The following is a 19,063-nucleotide window of genomic DNA, read 5'->3' on the forward strand; positions in this document are numbered from 1 at the left end:
ACCGCGTCACCGGGCCGGTTTCAAGTTGAATGATAGCAGCCGTGACAAAGCGCAGCGGTGCGGATATCACGTTTTTAGCTGCGGATTGGTATATATTATTGTTCCTTGGTGTCTTGTGAAATAATGTTACGCAGTGTTTAAGGGTTTTCCTAAGGGCATGCAGCCCGATGTTGGGCCATTTTTACGGGGGAAGAAGCTGTTGAAGATTGGGGCACCCAAAGAGATTTTTGAGGGCGAAGCGCGCGTAGCGATGACGCCGGACTCGGCCAAGCTGCTGCAAAAGCTGGGCCATACATGTTTGATAGAGACCGGCGCCGGGGTGCGTGCGGGCTTTTCCGATACGGCCTATGCGGATGCGGGCGTCGAAGTGGTGAAAACCGCTGCAGCACTGTTTGAGGCTGCGGATGTGATCGTGAAGGTTCGCGGGCCGGAGGCTGAGGAGGCCAAACGGCTGGTTGCGGGCAAGACGTTGATTTCCTTCTTCTGGCCGGCACAGAACGCCGAACTTTTGGAACAGATGAAGGCGCAAGGCTCGTCTGTCATTGCGATGGATATGGTGCCGCGCATCAGCCGCGCACAGAAAATGGACGCGCTGTCGTCGATGGCCAATATTGCGGGCTACCGTGCGGTGATCGAGGCGGGCAACAACTTTGGCCGCTTCTTTACCGGACAGGTGACGGCTGCGGGCAAGGTGCCGCCGGCCAAAGTGCTGGTGGTTGGTGCCGGTGTGGCCGGTCTGGCTGCGATTGGTACGGCGACCTCGCTTGGTGCGATCACCTATGCCTTTGACGTGCGTCCCGAAGTGGCCGAGCAGATTGAATCGATGGGCGCGGAGTTCGTCTTTCTGGAATTTGACGCCTCGGAACTGCCGGATGTGCGGAGACGGGTGGCTATGCGGCCCCCTCGACACCGGAATTCCAGGCCAAGCAATTGGCAAAATTCCGTGAGTTGGCACCCGATATCGACATCGTCATCACCACCGCCCTGATCCCCGGTCGGCCCGCGCCAAAGCTGTGGACCAAGGATATGGTCGAGATGATGAAGCCCGGCTCAGTCGTGATTGACCTTGCGGCTGAGCGTGGCGGCAACTGTGACCTGACGGTTATGGATGAGAAAATCGTGTCGGATAATGGTGTGACCATCATCGGATATACCGATTTCCCAAGCCGGATGGCGGCACAGGCATCGACGCTTTATTCCAACAATATCAGACATATGCTGGCCGATCTTACACCGGATAAGGACGGCGTTATCAACCATAACATGGAAGATGACGTGATCCGCGGTGCTACGGTCGCCCATCAGGGGGAAATCACCTTTCCACCGCCACCGCCAAAGGTTGCGGCGATTGCTGTGCAAAAGCCCAAACCCAAGGCCAAAGAGCTGACACCCGAAGAAATCCGCGCCAATGAGGTCGCGGCCTTCAAGACCCAGACCCGCAATCAGGTCGGGCTTCTGGCGGTCGGGGGCGGGCTGTTGCTGCTGGCGGGGATGTTCACGCCTGCAAGCTTCATGTCGCATTTCATTGTTTTCGTGCTCGCATGCTATGTCGGATTCCAGGTGATCTGGAATGTGGCCCATAGCCTGCACACGCCGCTGATGGCGGTCACCAACGCGATTTCCTCGATCATCATCTTGGGGGCCTTGCTCCAGATCGGGTCAAGCAGCGTGCTGGTGGTTATTCTGGCGGGATTGTCGGTTTTGATGGCCGGGATCAATATTTTCGGCGGTTTCATGGTGACACGGCGCATGCTCGCCATGTTCCAAAAGTCGTAAAGAGGGGCGATTATTATGGAATATGGTTTTACAACAGCGGCTTACGTCGTATCGGCGGTTCTGTTTATTCAATCGCTCGGCGGGCTTTCGGGTCAAGAAAGCGCGAAACGGGCGGTCTGGTACGGCATTTTCGGCATGGCTTTGGCCGTCTTGGCAACGATCATGGAGCCGGGGGCCGGCAATTGGGTGATCTCTATCCTGATGCTGATCATCGGTGGCAGCATCGGTTGGGTCGTGGCCCAGCGGGTGCAGATGACCGAGATGCCACAGCTTGTGGCGGCGATGCACTCGCTCGTTGGTCTGGCCGCGGTATTCATCGGCTACAACGCGCATATTGAGGCGGCTTTGGTTGCGGGCACACCCGAGGATCAACGCGCAGCCCTCGAAGGTTTCGCAGCCTTGCTGGCGCATAAAGCGCCGGTAGAGCTGACGATCCTGCGGGTTGAGGTTTTCCTCGGTGTGTTCATCGGTGCGGTGACATTTACCGGTTCGGTCATTGCCTATGGCAAGCTGGCGGGCAAGGTGGACGGCAAGGCCAACAAGCTGCCGGGCGGGCATCTGTTGAATGCAGGGGCGGCGCTTGGATCTGTGTTGATGCTGGTGCTTTATCTGCAAACGGCTTCGGCACTGCCGCTGATCGTGATGACCTTGCTGGCCTTCTTTATCGGTTACCATTTGATCATGGGCATCGGTGGTGCGGATATGCCGGTGGTGGTTTCCATGCTCAACAGCTACTCGGGCTGGGCGGCGGCGGCGATCGGTTTCTCGCTCTCCAACGACCTGCTGATCGTGGTCGGCGCACTTGTTGGTTCCTCGGGTGCGATCTTGTCCTACATCATGTGTAAGGCGATGAACCGCAGCTTTATCTCGGTGATCCTTGGCGGCTTTGGTGGCACCACCGGCCCTGCAATGGAAATCTCGGGTGAGCAAATCGCGATCGATACCGAAGGTGTAGCCGCGGCCTTGAATGAGGCCGATAGCGTGATCATCATTCCGGGTTACGGCATGGCGGTAGCGCAGGCGCAATCGGCGGTTGCGGAACTGACCCGCAAGCTGCGCGCCAAGGGTAAAAATGTGCGCTTTGCGATCCACCCTGTTGCGGGGCGTTTGCCGGGCCATATGAACGTGCTCTTGGCCGAGGCAAAGGTGCCTTATGACATCGTGATGGAGATGGATGAGATCAACGAGGACTTCGCGACAACAGATGTGGCCATCGTTATCGGCTCCAACGACATCGTGAACCCTGCGGCCCAAGAAGACCCCAACAGCCCCATCGCCGGCATGCCGGTTCTGGAATGCTGGAAGGCGAAACAGGTGTTTGTCTCCAAGCGGGGGCAGGGGACCGGCTATTCCGGGATCGAGAACCCATTGTTCTTTAAGGATAACACCCGGATGTTTTACGGTGATGCAAAGAAGTCTTTGGACGCATTGCTGCCATTGATCGACTGACGCAGGTCTTGCCGAATATTCAAACGCCCCGCTGGAAACGGCGGGGCGTTTTGCATGTCGAGCGTGGCGGAAATACCAGTGTACCATTGCGCACCGCGCAGGTTGCCCCTGCGGAATTTACAATGCGGCTGTCGCGTCCTTAAGTGTCATATCTGACTGAGGACCCTATGCCAAAGATCGAAGACCACCCGCAACGCTACGCCCTTGTGAATGAATTGCACGCCCGCCCGTTTCCCGCGTTGGCTGTGCCCAGCCATGCCGTCTATGTGGCAATCAAGGAGCCCGAGCGCGCCGTCAGCCGCGACCGCGCGGCCGATATTGCGCATCTTCTGGCCTTGTTGGACCGGCACGGTTGCGCCCATCCTCAACCCGGTGCCACGCATTATTCGACCGCCATCGGACGGCACAGCCTGAAATGGGAAAGCCATACCGAATTCGTGACTTATTCAGCCTTTGGAACAGGGCTTTCGGCCCGTGCTTTTGACCCGGATGAGGCTGATGTCTTTCCCGAAGACTGGCTTGCCAACGCCCCCGGTTCGCGGCTTGTCTCCGCCCTGATCCGGGTTGAGGAAATGCCCGCGGATGAGGCCGATATGCTGGCCAAGCTTGAGGAATGGTTCGTGCCCGAAAGTATTGCCATTTCGCGTGTGGTGGACGGTGCGGCAGTGATCGCAGGCGATTTCCATATCGATCCGGCGGGCCATATGCGTTTTGCTGTGTTCATCCGCAAAGGGGCCGAGGGGCGGCGTGTGGGCCGCATTGTGCAGCGCCTGTGTGAGGTGGAAACCTACCGCGCCATGTCGATGTTGGGCCTGATGCGCGCGCGCGATTTGGGGGTGGAAATCAACCGGCTGGACGCGCAGCTCTCGACCCTGATTGCGGGGATGACGGCGACGGACCGACCGCCCGAGGTCGCATTGCAAACCCTTTTGCAAATTGCGGCAGAACTGGAAAACCTTTCGGTACAATCGGGGTTTCGCTTTGCGGCGACTGGGGCCTATGAGGCGATCGTCAACCAGCGGATCGCGGTTATGCGGGAAGAACGCGTGAATGGCCGCCAGACCTTTGGCGAGTTTATGATGCGCCGGTATGATCCTGCGATGCGCACGGTGAAATCGGTAGAGGCGCGCTTGCAGGCGATGGCCGCCCGTGCCACCCGAGCGGCGGAATTGCTGCGCACAAGGGTGGATGTGGAACGCTCGGCACAGAACCAGCATTTGCTGGAAAGCATGGATGCGCGGGCCGATTTGCAACTGCGGCTGCAAACCACGGTAGAGGGGCTCTCGGTCGTGGCGATCAGCTATTACGCGGTGAACCTGCTGGCCTATATTGTCTATCCGCTGACCGAAAGTGCGGGGCTGTCCAAAGGGATGACGCTGGCCCTGCTGGCCCCTTTGGTGATTTTAGGGGTCTGGGGCATGGTGCGGCGGATCCGCAAGAAGTTTCATTAGCAATAGGCGGGCTGGGCGTCGCGCCCTTGCAAAGCACGGTCTGTCATCCGTGCGCCAAGCGCAATCGCGGCCAGCGCCAGAAGGGCCGCCACCGACAAGGTCGGCACACCGGCCAGCCCGGCCCCAAGGGTGCAGCCGCCAGCCAAGACGCCGCCAACCCCCATCAAGGCCCCGCCCAAAATATAGCGGCCCGTTTCTGCAGGGGCAGAAAAGCTCTGCCATTTAAAGCGGCGCGTGGCCAGTGACGACAGCGCCGCCCCCGCAACCGATCCGCCAAAAAGCCCGATGCCAAAGCTTGCCGCAACCGAGGATGAGGCAATCGCCCAGAATAGCGTCTCGGACAGGGGCAGGGTAAAGGACAGGCTCTCCATGCCGATGGGATCGAATTCGTCAAACAGCACCAGCCCCGTGCCAACCCAGGCCAGCGGCACCAAGGCACCGATTGCCACACCGGCGATAATTTGCATGATGCCAAGCCGCGCCGAGAGGGCATAGGCAAGGGCCACCGCCGCCAAAAGCCCCGTCACCAAAAGCGGGCCACCGGGCAACAGGCCAAGGCTGATCGCATCGCCCATCGGCAGGGTCAGGCTACCAAGCGTGGTGCGCAGGGGCGCCAACAGCCCCTTCATTGTGGCGTGGGCGGCAATGGCAAAGACCACCAGAACCGTCAGCGCCCGCAGGTTTCCCGTGCCCGTCAGCACCGTCAGCCGCGATGCACAGCCGCGCGTCAGTACCATCCCCGCGCCAAAGGCCAGCCCACCCAAGAGGATCGCCGCCCAAGGCAGATCCGGTGTCATCAGGCGGTGGCCCTCGAAGGAAATCCACTCCAATGACACGGCGGCTTGGGTGCCGATCAGCGCAGTTGCCAGCGCCACCGCCCAAAGGGCAAGGGCAGGGGTGCGCTCTGCCTTGGGGCCAACCAACCCGCGGCGTAGACAAAAGCGGGTCGCCTCGGCCATGATACCAAAGGCAAGACCGATCAGCAGGCCAAGGATCACCGAGGCACCGCGTGGTGTCAGGTTTTCGAAACCAAGGGACTCAAACATATATGCTCCTGCGCGCTGCGGAATTCGGTTTCCTTTGCGGTAAGCGGTCTTGAAAGACAATAGCGCGACCGGTCTGGCGGTGCCGAGGGGTTGGAAGGATGTCCCGCATTGGAATGTCACGCGGAATGTCGACCCTAAGCACGGGGCCAAAAGGCGATACCTGTCTGCCGCAGGCCCTTGTGCCGGAGGATTTGTTTTATTCTGGTCGCATGGCGGTTTACTGCTTGATGTGGCCGGGAATGGCGCTGGCCCCCCTTGCGCGCCCTTGCAGTTTGGCCCAGCTTGCCCCTTATGTTTTCCAAATGAGGCCCCTATGCCCGTCAAGAACCGTTTTGCTGAAATGCTGCCTGAACTGACAGCGATCCGCCGTGATTTCCATGAAAACCCGGAGCTGCTCTATGAGGTGCATCGAACGGCTGGTAAAATTGCCCAGATGCTTCGGCTTTGGGGCTGTGACGAGGTGGTGGAGGGCGTGGGCCGTACCGGCGTGGTCGGTGTGATCCACGGCAAAACCGACAGCGCGGGCAGGGTTATCGGTCTGCGGGCGGATATGGATGCGCTGCCGATCATGGAGGCGACGGGGCTTGACTATGCCTCCAAGGTGCCGGGCAAGATGCATGCCTGCGGCCATGACGGGCACAGTACCATGTTGCTTGGTGCGGCAAGATATCTGTGCGAAACGCGGAACTTTGACGGCAAGGCCGTGATGATCTTTCAGCCCGCCGAAGAGGGCGGCGCGGGCGCCGATGCGATGTGCAAAGACGGGCTGATGGACCGCTGGAACATCCAGGAGGTCTACGGGCTGCACAATATGCCCGGCTATCCGGTCGGTGATTTTGAGATCCGTCCGGGCCCGATCATGGCCGCTGCTGACCATTTTGAGATCACCGTGACCGGCAAGGGGGGCCATGCCGCCAAACCTGATGACTGCGTGGATGCGCTGCTGGTTGCCAGCCATATCATTGTCGGGCTGCAATCCATCGTGGCGCGCAATCTCGACCCGCTCAAACAGGCGGTGGTTTCTACTTGCACCCTTTCCACCGATAGCAACGCCCATAACGTCATCCCGCAAACCGTTGTTATGAAGGGCACAGTGCGCACATTTGATGCCGAGGTTCAGGATATGGTCGAGGCGCGGGTCAGGGATCTGCCGGTGCAAATGGCCCTTGCTTACGGCGCGCGTGCCGAGGTGGCCTATCAGCGCGGCTATCCCGCCACGGTCAATGCGGCTGATAACACCGGATATGCGGCCGAGGTGGCGCATTCGGTTTCGGGCAGGATAAATACGGCCACCCCGCCGATGATGGGGGCCGAGGATTTCAGCTTCATGCTGAATGAACGCCCCGGCGCCTATATCTTTCTTGGCAACGGGGATTCCGCGATGATCCACCACCCCGCCTATGACTTTGATGACGGCGCGATCCCCTTTGGCGCCAGCTGGTATGTCGGCATGGTTGAGGCGCGTCTGCCGCTCTGAAAAGGCACGGCTACAGGCTGCGCAATTCCCGTCGCATCACCTTGCCGGTTGCGGTCATCGGCAGGCTGTCGACAAAGATCACATCGCGCGGGGCGACATGGGGGCTGATGCGGGCGCGGACACGGGCGATCAGCCGCGCCTCGACGCCCTCTTGGGCAGCCCCCTCGCGCAGCACGACATAGGCGCGCACGGCCTCGGTGCGGATCGGGTCGGGGATGCCAACGGCGGCGGCCATGACCACATCATGGTCCCCCATCAGGCAGTTTTCAATCTCGCCCGGCCCGATGCGGTATCCGGCCGAGGTGATCACGTCATCATCGCGCGCGGCAAAGGTCAGATAGCCATCTGCATCGACGCTGGCCAGATCGCCGGTGCGCAGCCAGTCACCGCGAAACTTCTGGGCGGTCTGCTCGGGCTGGTTCCAATAGCGCAGGAACATGCTGGCCGCCCCCTTGCGCACGCAAATCTCGCCCATCACGCCGGGCGGGCATGGGGTGCCATCCTCATCCATCACCACCACATCGAAACCGGGCAGGGGTTGTCCCATGCTGCCGGTCTTGACCGCCATCATCCCTGCCACCTGCGTGACGCAAAGGTTGCATTCGGTCTGGCCATAAAGCTCGTTGATCGGCGCGCCCAGTGTCTCCTTGCCCCAGGTCAGCATCTCTGCCCCAAGGCTTTCGCCGCCCGACGAGATGGAACGGATATTCACCCCCGCAGGCACATCGACCCCGCGCATCAGTTTCAACGCTGTGGGCGGCATAAACAGGTTGCGGATGTTGTGTTCGGCAATCATCGCATAGGCCGCGGCCGCATCGAATTTGCGCATCCGGTGGGCGACCAGCGGCACGCCGTAATAAAGGCAAGGCATTGCCATATCCATCAGCCCGCCGATCCAGGCCCAATCCGCAGGGGTCCAGCCCTTGTCACCAGCTTGGGGAAAGCCCTCATGCGTCAGCTCCATACAGGGCAAATGGCCAAAGAGAACGCGGTGCGCATGCAGAACGCCCTTTGGTGATCCCGTGGTGCCCGAGGTATAGATCATCAGGGCCGGGTCCTCGGCCAATGTGGTCACAGGATTGGCCAAGGGCGGATGTGCTGCGATCTCATCCCATAGGGTGGGCGTGTGCTGATTGGTGTCAGTGCATAGAACAAGTTTCAGATCAGGCAGTTGGTCGGAAATATTCAGAACCTTTGGCAGGCTTTCGCCATCCGTCACCACGACCGCAGCCCCTGAATCGGACAAGCGGAACAAGAGCGCATCCTCTCCAAACAGGGTGAACAGCGGTAGGGCGACTGCGCCCAGCTTCATCGCGGCGAAATGCACGACGGGAACGGCGGCCGATTGCGCCAGCAGCACGGCCACCCGATCGCCGCGCTGCACACCTGCCTCGGCAAAGGCGCTTGCCAGCCGGTCAGATGCCTCTTTCAGCGCGCCATAGGTCCAATCGGTATTGCTATGGTCGGAAACCTCGGTCAGGGCGATGCGGTCGGGATCGGCTGCGGCCCAATCATCACAACATGCATTGGCGATATTGAACGCCTCGGGCCACTGCCATTTAAAAGCGGCTCGTTTTGCGGCCCAATCGCCGGTCAGCGGGATCAACCTATTGCGCATAAATCGTAACCTCGGGTAAATCGGTCAGGGAAAGGTTGAGGGCACGAAAGGCCGCCAATGACAGTTGGGCCGCACCTTCGCCGGGGATCAGGTCCACCGCGATTTCTGCGCCTTTTGCTGTGACGACGCGCCCCGCGCCGGGCGATTTCACCAGCGCCGAGCGCAGCCAAAACCCCGGCTCTGTGACATTGCCCAAGGCAACGGCGGTCTTGCCCAAGGCCTGCTCGCTGCCGGCTTTTACGGGGCCAAGCGCCGCGGCTTTTTGTGCGGCGGTTGTGGTGTCAAATGCAGCTGCCGTGCGCGCGCCTTGTGGCGGGGCGATAACCCCGTCTGACATGGGGCGGGTTTGTATTGTGCTGATGGATTGCATGCCGCGATCTGTCTTGCTAAAGGGCAGATCGGCGCAGGCGGACAGCAAAAGAACGGCGGGGATCAACCCGATGGATATATGTTTCATGACGCAAAGGATAGCTTCTGGCGCTGCGGCATTCAATGCTCTTGCGCAGGGGCAAATGGGCCCATAGAATGCATGTATGAATATGCCCCTGATCGACCCATTTGCCCGTCCCATCGACTATCTGCGCGTCTCGGTTACGGACCGTTGCGATTTTCGCTGCGTATATTGCATGGCCGAAAACATGAGTTTTCTGCCAAAAGCAGAGCTTTTGACACTCGAAGAACTGGACCGCATGTGCAGCACCTTCATCGGCATGGGCGTTAAAAAATTGCGCATCACCGGGGGCGAACCTTTGGTGCGCAAAGGGATCATGACGTTTTTTGAAGGCATGACAAGGCACCTGCACAGCGGTGCGCTGAACGAATTGACGCTGACAACCAACGGCAGCCAGCTGCGCAAATTCGCAGAGGATCTGGTGGCTTGCGGGGTCAAGCGGGTCAACGTCTCGCTTGATACATTGGACGCCGATAAATTTGCGCAGATCACACGCTGGGGGCGTCTAGCGCAGGTGCTCGACGGGATAGAGGCGGCCAAGCAAGCGGGTTTGCACATAAAAATCAACGTCGTCGCCCTCAAAGGTTTCAATGAGGATGAACTCTTTAGCATAACGGATTGGTGTGCCGCCCAAGGCCATGACCTGACCTTTATCGAGGTAATGCCGATGGGGGATCTGGGGAATGAGGACCGGATCGATCAATATTGGCCGCTTAGCGACCTTCGGGCACGTCTGCGGGAACGTTTTACCGTCACCGAACTGGATGAGCGGAGCGGGGGGCCCGCGCGTTATGTCAGGCTTGAGGAAACCGGCCAGAAACTGGGCTTCATTACGCCGCTTACACATAACTTCTGTGAAAGCTGTAATCGCGTGCGCCTGACCTGTACAGGTGAGCTTTATATGTGCCTCGGCCAAGAGGATATGGCCGATCTACGTGCCCCCCTGCGGGCAAGCCCGGATAACACCGCGCTGGAAACGGCCATTCGTGCTGCGATTGCCCGCAAGCCCAAGGGCCATGATTTCGACTATTCGCGTCAAAAGGTAGACGGGCAAATGACCCGCCATATGAGCCACACCGGGGGATAAGCAACGCCCGTAGCCTCGCGCCATGGCAATGCGTTTCGCAGGCGGCTCAATGCCGCCAAGAAACGCGGCCCCTTCAGCCGAGGTACTGACCCGCCTCCTTGCGCGTCCATGATTTCATCAAATCCCCGAATTCGGCCAGAAATGCCTCGGTCCGGGCCGGATCATGTTTGGACAGGTCACGCAGCCAGCCTGCAACGGCTTTGCGGATAAACCAATCCTTGTCCCCCAAATAGGAGGCCGCCCAAGACAAAACCCGCTCACGCGCCTGCTCCTCTACGGGTTTGAGGTTGTTGAGCCGGGCAAAGGGCAGCGTGGCCACAAGGGCCGCACGGCGTTGCCACATCAGCGGGCTTTGCGTCCATGCCTCGACCTCATCCAGCCGTGCGGGATCGGCGGTAATGCGCTTGGCGGCCGCAGTGCTGACCGCATCGGCAATCGCCCAGGCATCCAGTTGCGGCATCCAGGAACACAGCAGCGCCCAGGCCGCGGAATCATCCGGCCGGATCCGCGCTTGGGTCAAGAGCTTGGCCGCGGCGATGCGCGCCTCATGGATATTGCTGTCCCACAGACCCGCGCAAAGCGTCAGCCGATCCTCCAACGTCAGCTCGGCGCGCCAAGCTTTGCACAGCGCGTCGATTTCCGGCGTGGCGGTGCCCAGATAGGGGCGCTCGACCTTGTGATAAGCAGCCATTTCAGCGGCTTTTTCAGGAATGGCACAGGCGGTTATCTGTTCAATCGCGGTTTCGGGGGTCATTCTACTGTCACCGATTTTGCGAGGTTGCGCGGCTGGTCCACATCGGTGCCTTTGGCAATCGCGGTGTGATAGGCCAATAGCTGCGCGGGCAGCGCATAAAGGATCGGCGCCAGAAAATCAGGCACTGAAGGCATGGTGATCGTGCGCCAGCAGCCCACGCCAGCCTCTTCCAGCCCCGCCGCATCCGAGATCAGCAGTACCTTGCCATGGCGGGCCATCACCTCTTGCATGTTTGAGACGGTCTTTTCAAATAGCGCATCACGCGGGGCCAGAACGACCACAGGCACATGCGCATCGATCAAGGCAATCGGCCCGTGTTTCAACTCACCGCTGGCATAACCTTCGGCGTGTATGTAGCTGATTTCCTTGAGTTTCAGCGCGCCCTCCATCGCTAGCGGAAACAAGGGTCCGCGTCCGAGGAACAAGATATCCTGCGCCTCGGCCAGCTCTTTGGCGATCCGCGACACGTCGGGCGCGATCAGCAAGGCTTGGTTCACCAACCCCGGCAGTGCCGAGAGATCGGCGATATGCTGTGCCAGTTCGTCAGGCGTCAGCCGCCCCCGATCCTGCGCCGCCTTCAGCGCCATCAGCGCAAGCGCCGTCAACTGACAGGTAAAGGCCTTGGTCGATGCCACGCCCACCTCAACCCCCGCGCGGATCGGTAGGGCAATATCGGATTCCCGCGCAATAGAGGAGGTCGGCACATTGACCACGCCCACGACCTTGGCGGCCTTGCCCTGGCAAAAGCGCAGCGCGGCCAGCGTGTCGGCGGTCTCACCCGACTGGCTGACGAAAACCGCCCAAGTGTTGGGGGTGATCGGCGGCTCGCGGTAGCGGAATTCAGAGGCGACATCGACCTCGACCGGCAGGCCCGCAACTTTTTCGAACCAGTATTTGGCCACGACACAGGCGTAATAGGCGGTGCCACAAGCCACCATCGTCAAACGCTCAACCCCTGAGAAATCCATATCTTCGGGCAGGTTCAGCTTGCCATCCGCAACACCGCGCTGGATCGCTTCGGCCAGCACGACGGGCTGTTCGGCGATCTCCTTGGCCATGAAATGCTTGAAGCCGCCCTTTTCAACACGCGCCTGTTCCAGTGCGATTTGTGTGGGTTTGCGGGGGGCGGGCTGGTTTGCCTCGTCAAAGATCTCGGCACCGGCGCGGGTAATAACCGCCCAATCGCCCTCTTCCAGATAGGTGACACGGTCGGTCATCGGGGCCAGCGCAATCGCATCCGATCCGACGAACATTTCGCCATCGCCATGGCCGATCGCAAGGGGGGAACCTTTGCGCGCCGCGATCATCAGGTCCTCTTGGCCGTCAAACAAGAAGCAGAGCGCAAACGCCCCGCGCAGACGGGCCAGCGTTTCGCGCGCCGCCACCCGTGGCTCCATCCCAGCATCAAGATGCGATTGCGTCAGAATGGCGACGGTTTCGGTGTCGGTCTCGGATTCAAAGGCATAGCCCTTGTCGGTCAGCTCGCTCCGCAACTCACGAAAATTCTCGATAATGCCATTGTGGACAACGGCAACCTTGCGGGTCTGATGCGGGTGGGCATTGGCAACGGTGGCAGCACCATGGGTGGCCCAACGTGTATGACCAATACCAGCCTTGCCGGCCAGCGGCTCATGCACCAACAGATCCGACAGGTTCACCAGCTTGCCAATCGCACGGCGGCGGCCCAAAGCGCCATTGTTGACCGTGGCGATCCCTGCACTGTCATAGCCGCGATATTCCAGCCGTTTAAGTGCCTCAACCAAGAGGGGGGCAACTTCATGCTTTCCCAAAACACCAATAATTCCACACATTTACTGTTTTTCCTTTTGGCGTTCCGCTTTGATTTTCTCAAACCTGTCCATCAGCCGCGCGGCCAGTCCGGGCTTGTTTTCCTGACGCGCACGGGCCACGGCAAGCGCCTCGGCAGGGACATTGCTGGTGATGACCGACCCCGAGGCCGTCATTGCGTCGCGCCCTACCGTCACCGGTGCCACCAACATGGTGTTGGAGCCGATGAAGCTGCGCGGGCCGATTTCAGTGTGATGTTTATTGGCACCGTCATAATTGCAGGTGATGGTGCCCGCGCCGATATTTGTACGCTCGCCGATATGGGCATCGCCCAGATAGGTCAGATGGCCGACCTTGACGCCTTCATCCAGCACGGCGTTCTTGATCTCGACGAAATTGCCGACATGGACATCCTCGGCCAGCTCGGCCCCGGGACGCAGTCGGGCAAAGGGGCCGACGGTGGCGCCGCGGCTGATATGGCAGCCCTCAAGATGGCAAAAGGCAGCGATCTCGGCACCCGATTCCACCGTGACCCGCGGGCCAAAGACCACATTCGGGCCGATAGTCGTATCGCGGCCGATGACGGTATCAAGTGCGAAATAGGTTGTTGCGGGATCATAAAGCGTGACACCGTTTTCCATCGCCTGATCGCGCATGCGGGCCTGAAAGGCGGCCTCGGCCTGTGACAGCTCGGCACGGGTATTGATGCCAAGGGTTTCGGCCTCATCACATTGCACCACACCGGCCGAAAGCCCCTTGGCGCGGGCCAGCGCCACGATGTCGGTCAGATAGTATTCCCCCGATGCATTCTCATTGCCAACTTGGGCCACTAGGTCAAAAAGGACCGACGCCTCTGCGCAGATAACACCGGAATTGCAAAGGGTTATGGCGCGTTCTTCATCTGTTGCATCCTTGTATTCAACGATGCGTTCAAGGTCTTCGCCCTGCGTCACGAGGCGGCCATAACGGCCCGGATCATCGGCCTCGAACCCCAATACCACAACGGCATGGCGGGCGCGGGCATCGAGCATGGCCTGTAGGGTTTCGGCCCGCACAAAAGGTGTGTCGCCATAAAGCACAATCGCATCGCCGGCGGCATCCGCCAGCAATGGGGCGGCCTGGGCGACGGCATGGCCTGTGCCAAGCTGTTCGGCCTGAAGCACCACCTTGACCCCGTCGTCATAGGCGCGGGCGGATTTCTCGACCTGACTTGCGCCATGGCCGGTGACGACAACAACCTGTGCCGGATCAAGGGCAAGACCGGCCTGAAGCGCATGATGCAACAAGGGTGCGGCCCCGATACGGTGCAGCACCTTTGGCTGGTCCGAATTCATCCGCGTGCCTTTGCCTGCGGCCAGAACAATCAATGAAACCGACATGAAACCCTTTCCTTCAACGTGCCAACCCTTTTACACGGGGGGGCGCGAGTCGCAAGGTGGCGGGGGTAACGCGCTGTTGCAGTGCTGACATATGGGGGATTTATGCGCACGGTGGTTTTTGATCTGGATGGAACGTTGGCGGATACCAGCGCCGATTTGATCGCGGCGGCCAATGCCTGTTTTGAGGGCATCGGGCAGGGTCGGCCTTTGGGTGTGGCACAGGATGCGCTGACGGCCTTTGGCGGCGGGCGGGCGATGTTGCGGCTTGGGGCCGAACGTTTGGGGCTGGGCTGGGACGAGGTGCAGATAGATGCGCAATATCCCGTGTTGCTAGAGGCCTATGCCGGTGCGATTGCGGTTCATACCACGCTTTACCCCGGTGCGGTGCAGGCGGTGAATGCCTTGCGCGCGGCAGGGTTTGCCACCGCGATCTGCACCAATAAGCCCGAAGGTCTTGCCGTGTCGCTTTGTGACCAGCTTGGGATCTCGGGCCTGTTCGGCGCGCTTTTGGGGGCCGATACCCTGCCCGTACGCAAGCCCGACCCGCAGCATTATTTTGAAACCGTGGCCCGTGTTGGGGGCAGCGCGGCGCGGTCCTTGCTGATTGGCGATACGATTACTGACCGCGACACGGCGCGGGCGGCGGGCGTCCCGATTGTGCTGGTAGGCTTTGGCCCCGAAGGCGCGGGTGTTTCGCGGTTGGAACCCGATGCCCTGCTGGGCCATTATGACGATTTGCCCGCCCTGATCGACCGGCTGTTACCGGCCTGAGGGTTAGCGCGGCGAGATATGGGTGATGCCAACCGCCGCCGCCCGCGCCAATTCGGGGTCAAGCGACATCGGAATATATTCACCGCGCCGCCACAACACCCCCAGATCATCATAATGGCGTGAGAGCGGATGGCCCGATTGTCCCGTGGACAGGATAAACACCGAGCTGTCGGGATCGGCAAAATCATAGACCCCGCGATAGCCCGCCCCATGCACATTCTGGAACGGCTCGGGATCCTTGCCCGAGGTCAGCCCGCGCATCAAGGTGCTGTCCCCGCCGCTGGTGGATTGGCGCAGGTTCACGAAATAGCGCAGCATCGGCACATTGCCCAGAACCGGATGATCATGCGTGGCCTCATGGGCATCGCCCCAGCGCCATGTCTCGATATTGTTTCCGTAACGCTCCGACAGGGTCAAAAGCGCCTCATCCAATGATATCCGCGCAATATCGGCACAGGTTTCAATGGCCGCCGATTGCAGGATGTCACACCATTTCTCGGCGCCGTCGGTATTGCGGAACACACGCTCGATAAACACCGGATCGGGATGGGTATATTCATTTGCCAAGGGACCAAGCTCATCGCGGATCAGGCGTTCCTGGAGAGCGCGCAGCCATGCGGCATAGATCAGCGGCTCGGGCAGATGTTCGTTCATCTCGCCGTTCCACTCGGCCAGCAGATGCAGCGCACGCTCGCGCATCCGTTCGGGCGTGCCCTCGGGCGAAGGGGTGCCGGTGAACCAAAGCTCTGCGCCGATCAGCGGCAAGATGGCTCGCGCGATGGGCGAAACCGTATCAAGCTGCGCCTCGATAAAGCTTTCGCGGGTGTGGACCTCACGGGTTTTCATCAGGGTCAGCCAGCGCTGTATGCGGTGGGTATCGCCCCAATGAAAGCTGATGTTATCGGGAAAGGCGGCGTCGGTGGTCTTGTTGTTTGTATTGCCAAGCAACCCCGAGGCGGGTTTGAGCACGCGCAGGTTTGCATCGTAATCCTGCATCCCGTTCCAGCGGTTGTCCGGATCGTCGCCAAGGCTGGGCATCCGGCCTTGGGTTGCATGGTCGGGGCTGCGGTCGGGCACGGCCCCGATCAACTGAAAGGCGATGCCGTCACGGTCGGCCAGCATCAGGTTCTGGGCCGGCGCGATATAAAGCCGCCCCGCCTCAAGCGCCTCGGGGATTGAGCGCGCCTGCATCAATTGCATTGCCGCCGTTATCGAGGTGTCCTGCGCCGAAAGCGCGGTCCACGCCAGGGCCGCGACATGGCCAGGGGGGGTGACGGTGGCAAGGTTGTAATGGCTGCCGGGCAGGACCGGCCCCGCCTCGGACCAGCGCAGGGTGATGGTGACCGGATCGCGGTCCTTTACCCTGATGATAGAACGGCGGGTTTCAAAATCGCGCCAGCCGTCAGCAGTGGCATATTGCTGGGTATTCTCAGGGTTGATGCGTTCCATCACCACATCCTGATCGTCCAGATAGGCTGAAGTCAGCCCCCAGCCAAGCGCGTCCGAGCGCCCGATAAGAACGGCCGGAATGCCCGGAATCGTCGCCCCGATCACGCCGCCGGATTGCAGTTCCAGCCGGGCCAGATACCACAGGGTCGGTGCGGTAAAGCCCAGATGCGGATCATTGGCCAAAAGCGCCCCCCCCGCCGCAGAACGTTCAGGCGCCGCGGCCCATGCGTTGGAGGCACCGGCAAAGGCGCGCTCGGGAAAGGGAGAGAGCGGGTCTTGGGCCAGACGTGCCGGAAAGCCGCCCGGCGGCGGGCTTGGCATCAGGCGTGCATAATCGGGCAGGGCCGTCAGCCCGGCCCCCGGCGCATCGGGCAGAATATCCTGCAGCCGTGCCTCGGGTAAAAGCATGGAGGTGCGGGCGCGCAAGACCTCTGCCTCCAGTTGACCCGAAAGCTGAAGGGCCATGAGCTTGATCAAGGCGATGCTGTCACTGGGTTGCCATGCAGCGATCTGGTTGGAAAAAAAGAAAAATTCCGGCGCGCCGCGGCCTCTCGCCTTTTGGTTGACCTCACCGATCCAGGCATTCACCCCGCTGGAATAGGCGGCCAGTGCATCCTTGGTTGCATCATTTTGCACCGCAACCGATTGCGAGGCGAGGGAATAAAGATCATAGCGGCGCATCAGCTCGTCAACCTTCAGGGTGCGTTCGCCAAAAACCTCGGACAGCCGCCCCTGAACCGTGCGGCGCAGCATCGTCATCTGCCACAAGCGGTCCTGCGCATGGGCAAAGCCAAGCGCGAAATAGACATCCCTGTCGGACTGCCCGAAAATATGCGGCACATTGGCGTTGTTGCGCACAATCTCCACCTCGCCGCTGACCCCGCCCGACACAAAGTTTTCCGAATAATCAGGCAGGGACCGGGACAAGAAGAAATAGGCGATCAGCAGCGTCAAAGCCGCAAGGCCCAAAAGCACAAGAAGGGTACGGCTGAGCCAACGAAAGGCAGTAATCATATACGGTCTTTTCTTGATGTCTTGGATTGTCTGCCTACCTATGCGATCTTGCCGACCGAGGCAATTGGAAGGGAAGAGGCAATGGCAAAACTGGCATTTTTGGGCTTGGGCGTGATGGGGGCTCCGATGGCGGCGCATCTGTTGGCCAAAGGGCATGAGGTAACGGTCTATAACCGTACGGCGGCCAAGGCCGAGGCGTGGGTGGCCAAACACGGCGGGCGCATGGCCGCGACCCCGCGTGAGGCAGCCGAGGGGCAGGATTTCGTGATGGCTTGCGTTGGCAATGATGATGATCTGCGCGGTGTTTGCCTTGGCGAGGACGGCGCGTTTTCGGGCATGTTCAAGGGGTCGATCTTTGTCGATCATACCACCGTATCGGCACAGGTCACCCGCGAGATGTATGCCGCAGCGGCGGAACTGGGGATCGGCTTTGTCGATGCACCGGTTTCCGGCGGGCAGGCGGGCGCGGAAAATGGCGTGCTCTCGGTGATGTGCGGCGGTGACGAGGGGCATTATGCGGCGGCAGAGCTTGTGATCTCGGCCTATGCCAAGATCTGCAAACGGCTGGGCGATAGCGGCGCGGGGCAGATCGCCAAGATGATGAACCAGATCTGCATCGCCGGTCTGGTGCAGGGATTGTCAGAGGCGCTGGCCTTTGGTCAAAAGGCGGGGATGGATAATGAGGCCGTGGTCGAGGTGATCTCGGGCGGGGCCGCAGGATCATGGCAGATGGTCAACCGTCACAGACCATGCTGGAGGATCACTTTGCCCACGGTTTTGCGGTCGATTGGATGCGCAAGGATTTAGGCATCTGTCTTGCCACCGCCAATGAGATCGGCGCAAGCCTGCCGGTGACGGCGCTGGTCGATCAGTTCTATAAGGATGTGCAAAATATGGGTGGCGGGCGTTGGGATACGTCCAGCTTGATAAAGCGCCTTAAGTAATGCCTGCAACGCCCCGCTTTTAAAGTAAAAAACCGGGGCGTTTGATTTACGGAATAATACGTGTGTACTTGGAGCCGGCAAGGGTTGCCCCAAGGATAAGGCCGGACTGGCCAAAGACAAAGGCGATGACCGGCGCATATTCGGTGGTCTCTTTGCCGATGCTTGCGCCCTCATTCGGGGTGGCATAGCGGATATCGGCGCTTGCGGCCCAACCGGAAGCACGGCGGAAATCACCCAAGGCGGCCTCGGTCATAAAGAACAGCGCGTGGGCATATTGCTGCGCGCCGATCTGCAGGCCGATGGTGGCGCGGGTGGCCGAGTAATAATCCACCGTCACATCATTGATGCGCAACGCACCTTTGCCATAAGCCGCCCCGATGCCAAAGCCCGCCTCGGTCATCAATGGCATGTAAAGCACGCCGTAGGCTTTTTGCGCCAGATCGCGCGTGCCGGGATAGCGTGAGAACAAAAAGTCGCGCGTGGCATCAACGCGGCTGTCCATCCGCGGGCCGCCCGTTCCGCCAACGCCATTCGCACAGCCACCAAGCGCAAGCGCAGAGGCAGAGGCCCCAAGGAAAACCCGTCTGTTCAAAATTGTCATGCTTATCG

General features: G+C 60.3%; 13 protein-coding genes and 2 pseudogenes. 7 read left to right on the forward strand and 8 right to left on the reverse strand.

What is annotated here, in order from left to right:
• Window positions 1-199: 199 nt before the first annotated feature.
• From AKU94_RS18450 to AKU94_RS18460, 3 genes and pseudogenes are all read left to right on the forward strand, one after another.
• A pseudogene (locus tag AKU94_RS18450) lies at window positions 200-1,776 on the forward strand (Re/Si-specific NAD(P)(+) transhydrogenase subunit alpha).
• A 15-nt stretch (window positions 1,777-1,791) separates the two neighbouring features.
• Complete coding sequence (locus tag AKU94_RS18455) at window positions 1,792-3,225, forward strand: NAD(P)(+) transhydrogenase (Re/Si-specific) subunit beta (RefSeq protein WP_050528695.1); 1,434 nt, start codon at window positions 1,792-1,794, stop codon at window positions 3,223-3,225.
• Between the two features lie 167 nt (window positions 3,226-3,392).
• A complete protein-coding gene (locus AKU94_RS18460) occupies window positions 3,393-4,676 on the forward strand; it encodes a DUF3422 family protein (RefSeq protein WP_050528757.1) in 1,284 nt (427 codons plus the stop codon).
• On the opposite strand, the gene AKU94_RS18465 is transcribed toward AKU94_RS18460, so the two are convergent.
• Complete coding sequence (locus AKU94_RS18465; protein WP_050528696.1) at window positions 4,673-5,722, reverse strand: YeeE/YedE family protein; 1,050 nt, start codon at window positions 5,720-5,722, stop codon at window positions 4,673-4,675. The genes AKU94_RS18460 and AKU94_RS18465 overlap by 4 nt on opposite strands.
• Window positions 5,723-6,035: 313 nt before the next feature.
• Here AKU94_RS18465 and AKU94_RS18470 point away from each other — a divergent pair, with 313 nt between their 5' ends.
• Window positions 6,036-7,199 (forward strand): M20 aminoacylase family protein, encoded by a 1,164-nt coding sequence (locus tag AKU94_RS18470; RefSeq protein ID WP_050528697.1) that lies wholly within the window; start codon window positions 6,036-6,038, stop codon window positions 7,197-7,199.
• Between the two features lie 10 nt (window positions 7,200-7,209).
• On the opposite strand, the gene AKU94_RS18475 is transcribed toward AKU94_RS18470, so the two are convergent.
• Both AKU94_RS18475 and AKU94_RS18480 read right to left on the reverse strand, forming a co-directional pair.
• On the reverse strand, window positions 7,210-8,817 hold the full coding sequence (locus tag AKU94_RS18475; protein ID WP_050528698.1) for an AMP-binding protein: 1,608 nt from the start codon (window positions 8,815-8,817) through the stop codon (window positions 7,210-7,212).
• Window positions 8,807-9,274, reverse strand: a complete 468-nt coding sequence (locus AKU94_RS18480) for a hypothetical protein (protein ID WP_050528699.1) — start codon at window positions 9,272-9,274, stop codon at window positions 8,807-8,809. Before AKU94_RS18480 ends, AKU94_RS18475 begins: the two co-directional genes overlap by 11 nt.
• A 76-nt stretch (window positions 9,275-9,350) precedes the next feature.
• On the opposite strand from AKU94_RS18480, the gene moaA reads away from it, so the two are divergent.
• Entirely contained in the window at window positions 9,351-10,355 is a 1,005-nt protein-coding gene (gene moaA / locus AKU94_RS18485; RefSeq protein WP_050528700.1) for a GTP 3',8-cyclase MoaA, read from the forward strand.
• A 73-nt stretch (window positions 10,356-10,428) separates the two neighbouring features.
• Here the strand turns inward: moaA and AKU94_RS18490 are convergent, their stop codons facing one another.
• From AKU94_RS18490 to glmU, 3 genes are read right to left on the reverse strand one after another with little or no spacing between them, the layout of a single operon-like run.
• A complete protein-coding gene (locus AKU94_RS18490) occupies window positions 10,429-11,109 on the reverse strand; it encodes a DNA alkylation repair protein (RefSeq protein WP_050528701.1) in 681 nt (226 codons plus the stop codon).
• Window positions 11,106-12,920, reverse strand: a complete 1,815-nt coding sequence (gene glmS / locus AKU94_RS18495; RefSeq protein WP_050528702.1) for a glutamine--fructose-6-phosphate transaminase (isomerizing) — start codon at window positions 12,918-12,920, stop codon at window positions 11,106-11,108. The genes AKU94_RS18490 and glmS overlap by 4 nt, the downstream gene beginning before the upstream one ends.
• Window positions 12,921-14,276: a bifunctional UDP-N-acetylglucosamine diphosphorylase/glucosamine-1-phosphate N-acetyltransferase GlmU gene (glmU, locus tag AKU94_RS18500; protein ID WP_050528703.1), complete on the reverse strand. Its 1,356-nt coding sequence runs from the start codon at window positions 14,274-14,276 to the stop codon at window positions 12,921-12,923. It abuts the gene before it with no gap.
• Window positions 14,277-14,378: 102 nt separating this feature from the next.
• On the opposite strand from glmU, the gene AKU94_RS18505 reads away from it, so the two are divergent.
• The gene (locus tag AKU94_RS18505; RefSeq protein WP_050528758.1) at window positions 14,379-15,047 is read left to right on the forward strand and encodes an HAD family hydrolase; all 669 of its coding nucleotides are present in this window, start codon (window positions 14,379-14,381) and stop codon (window positions 15,045-15,047) included.
• Between the two features lie 3 nt (window positions 15,048-15,050).
• Here the strand turns inward: AKU94_RS18505 and AKU94_RS18510 are convergent, their stop codons facing one another.
• Window positions 15,051-17,510 carry a penicillin acylase family protein gene (locus tag AKU94_RS18510; protein ID WP_050528704.1) on the reverse strand — a complete coding sequence of 820 codons (2,460 nt, stop codon included), beginning with the start codon at window positions 17,508-17,510 and terminating at the stop codon, window positions 15,051-15,053.
• Between the two features lie 126 nt (window positions 17,511-17,636).
• Here AKU94_RS18510 and AKU94_RS18515 point away from each other — a divergent pair.
• Window positions 17,637-18,454, forward strand: a pseudogene (locus AKU94_RS18515) (NAD(P)-dependent oxidoreductase).
• Between the two features lie 46 nt (window positions 18,455-18,500).
• On the opposite strand, the gene AKU94_RS18520 reads toward AKU94_RS18515, so the two are convergent.
• Window positions 18,501-19,055: a lipid-binding SYLF domain-containing protein gene (locus AKU94_RS18520; RefSeq protein ID WP_050528705.1), complete on the reverse strand. Its 555-nt coding sequence runs from the start codon at window positions 19,053-19,055 to the stop codon at window positions 18,501-18,503.
• Window positions 19,056-19,063: the final 8 nt, after the last annotated feature.

It is taken from the genome of Pseudorhodobacter aquimaris (genome assembly GCF_001202025.1).
Taxonomy (GTDB): Bacteria; Pseudomonadota; Alphaproteobacteria; order Rhodobacterales; family Rhodobacteraceae; genus Pseudorhodobacter; species Pseudorhodobacter aquimaris.

Bases quoted from the DNA above. Each gene is read 5' to 3' on its own strand.
- moaA (WP_050528700.1), top strand. From the start codon at position 9,351: ATGAATATGCCCCTGATCGACCCATTTGCCCGTCCCATCGACTATCTG.
- glmS (WP_050528702.1), bottom strand. From the start codon at position 12,920: ATGTGTGGAATTATTGGTGTTTTGGGAAAGCATGAAGTTGCCCCCCTC.
- AKU94_RS18480 (WP_050528699.1), bottom strand. From the start codon at position 9,274: ATGAAACATATATCCATCGGGTTGATCCCCGCCGTTCTTTTGCTGTCC.
- AKU94_RS18475 (WP_050528698.1), bottom strand. From the start codon at position 8,817: ATGCGCAATAGGTTGATCCCGCTGACCGGCGATTGGGCCGCAAAACGA.
- AKU94_RS18470 (WP_050528697.1), top strand. From the start codon at position 6,036: ATGCCCGTCAAGAACCGTTTTGCTGAAATGCTGCCTGAACTGACAGCG.
- glmU (WP_050528703.1), bottom strand. From the start codon at position 14,276: ATGTCGGTTTCATTGATTGTTCTGGCCGCAGGCAAAGGCACGCGGATG.
- AKU94_RS18465 (WP_050528696.1), bottom strand. From the start codon at position 5,722: ATGTTTGAGTCCCTTGGTTTCGAAAACCTGACACCACGCGGTGCCTCG.
- AKU94_RS18520 (WP_050528705.1), bottom strand. From the start codon at position 19,055: ATGACAATTTTGAACAGACGGGTTTTCCTTGGGGCCTCTGCCTCTGCG.
- AKU94_RS18490 (WP_050528701.1), bottom strand. From the start codon at position 11,109: ATGACCCCCGAAACCGCGATTGAACAGATAACCGCCTGTGCCATTCCT.
- AKU94_RS18460 (WP_050528757.1), top strand. From the start codon at position 3,393: ATGCCAAAGATCGAAGACCACCCGCAACGCTACGCCCTTGTGAATGAA.
- AKU94_RS18510 (WP_050528704.1), bottom strand. From the start codon at position 17,510: ATGATTACTGCCTTTCGTTGGCTCAGCCGTACCCTTCTTGTGCTTTTG.
- AKU94_RS18505 (WP_050528758.1), top strand. From the start codon at position 14,379: ATGCGCACGGTGGTTTTTGATCTGGATGGAACGTTGGCGGATACCAGC.
- AKU94_RS18455 (WP_050528695.1), top strand. From the start codon at position 1,792: ATGGAATATGGTTTTACAACAGCGGCTTACGTCGTATCGGCGGTTCTG.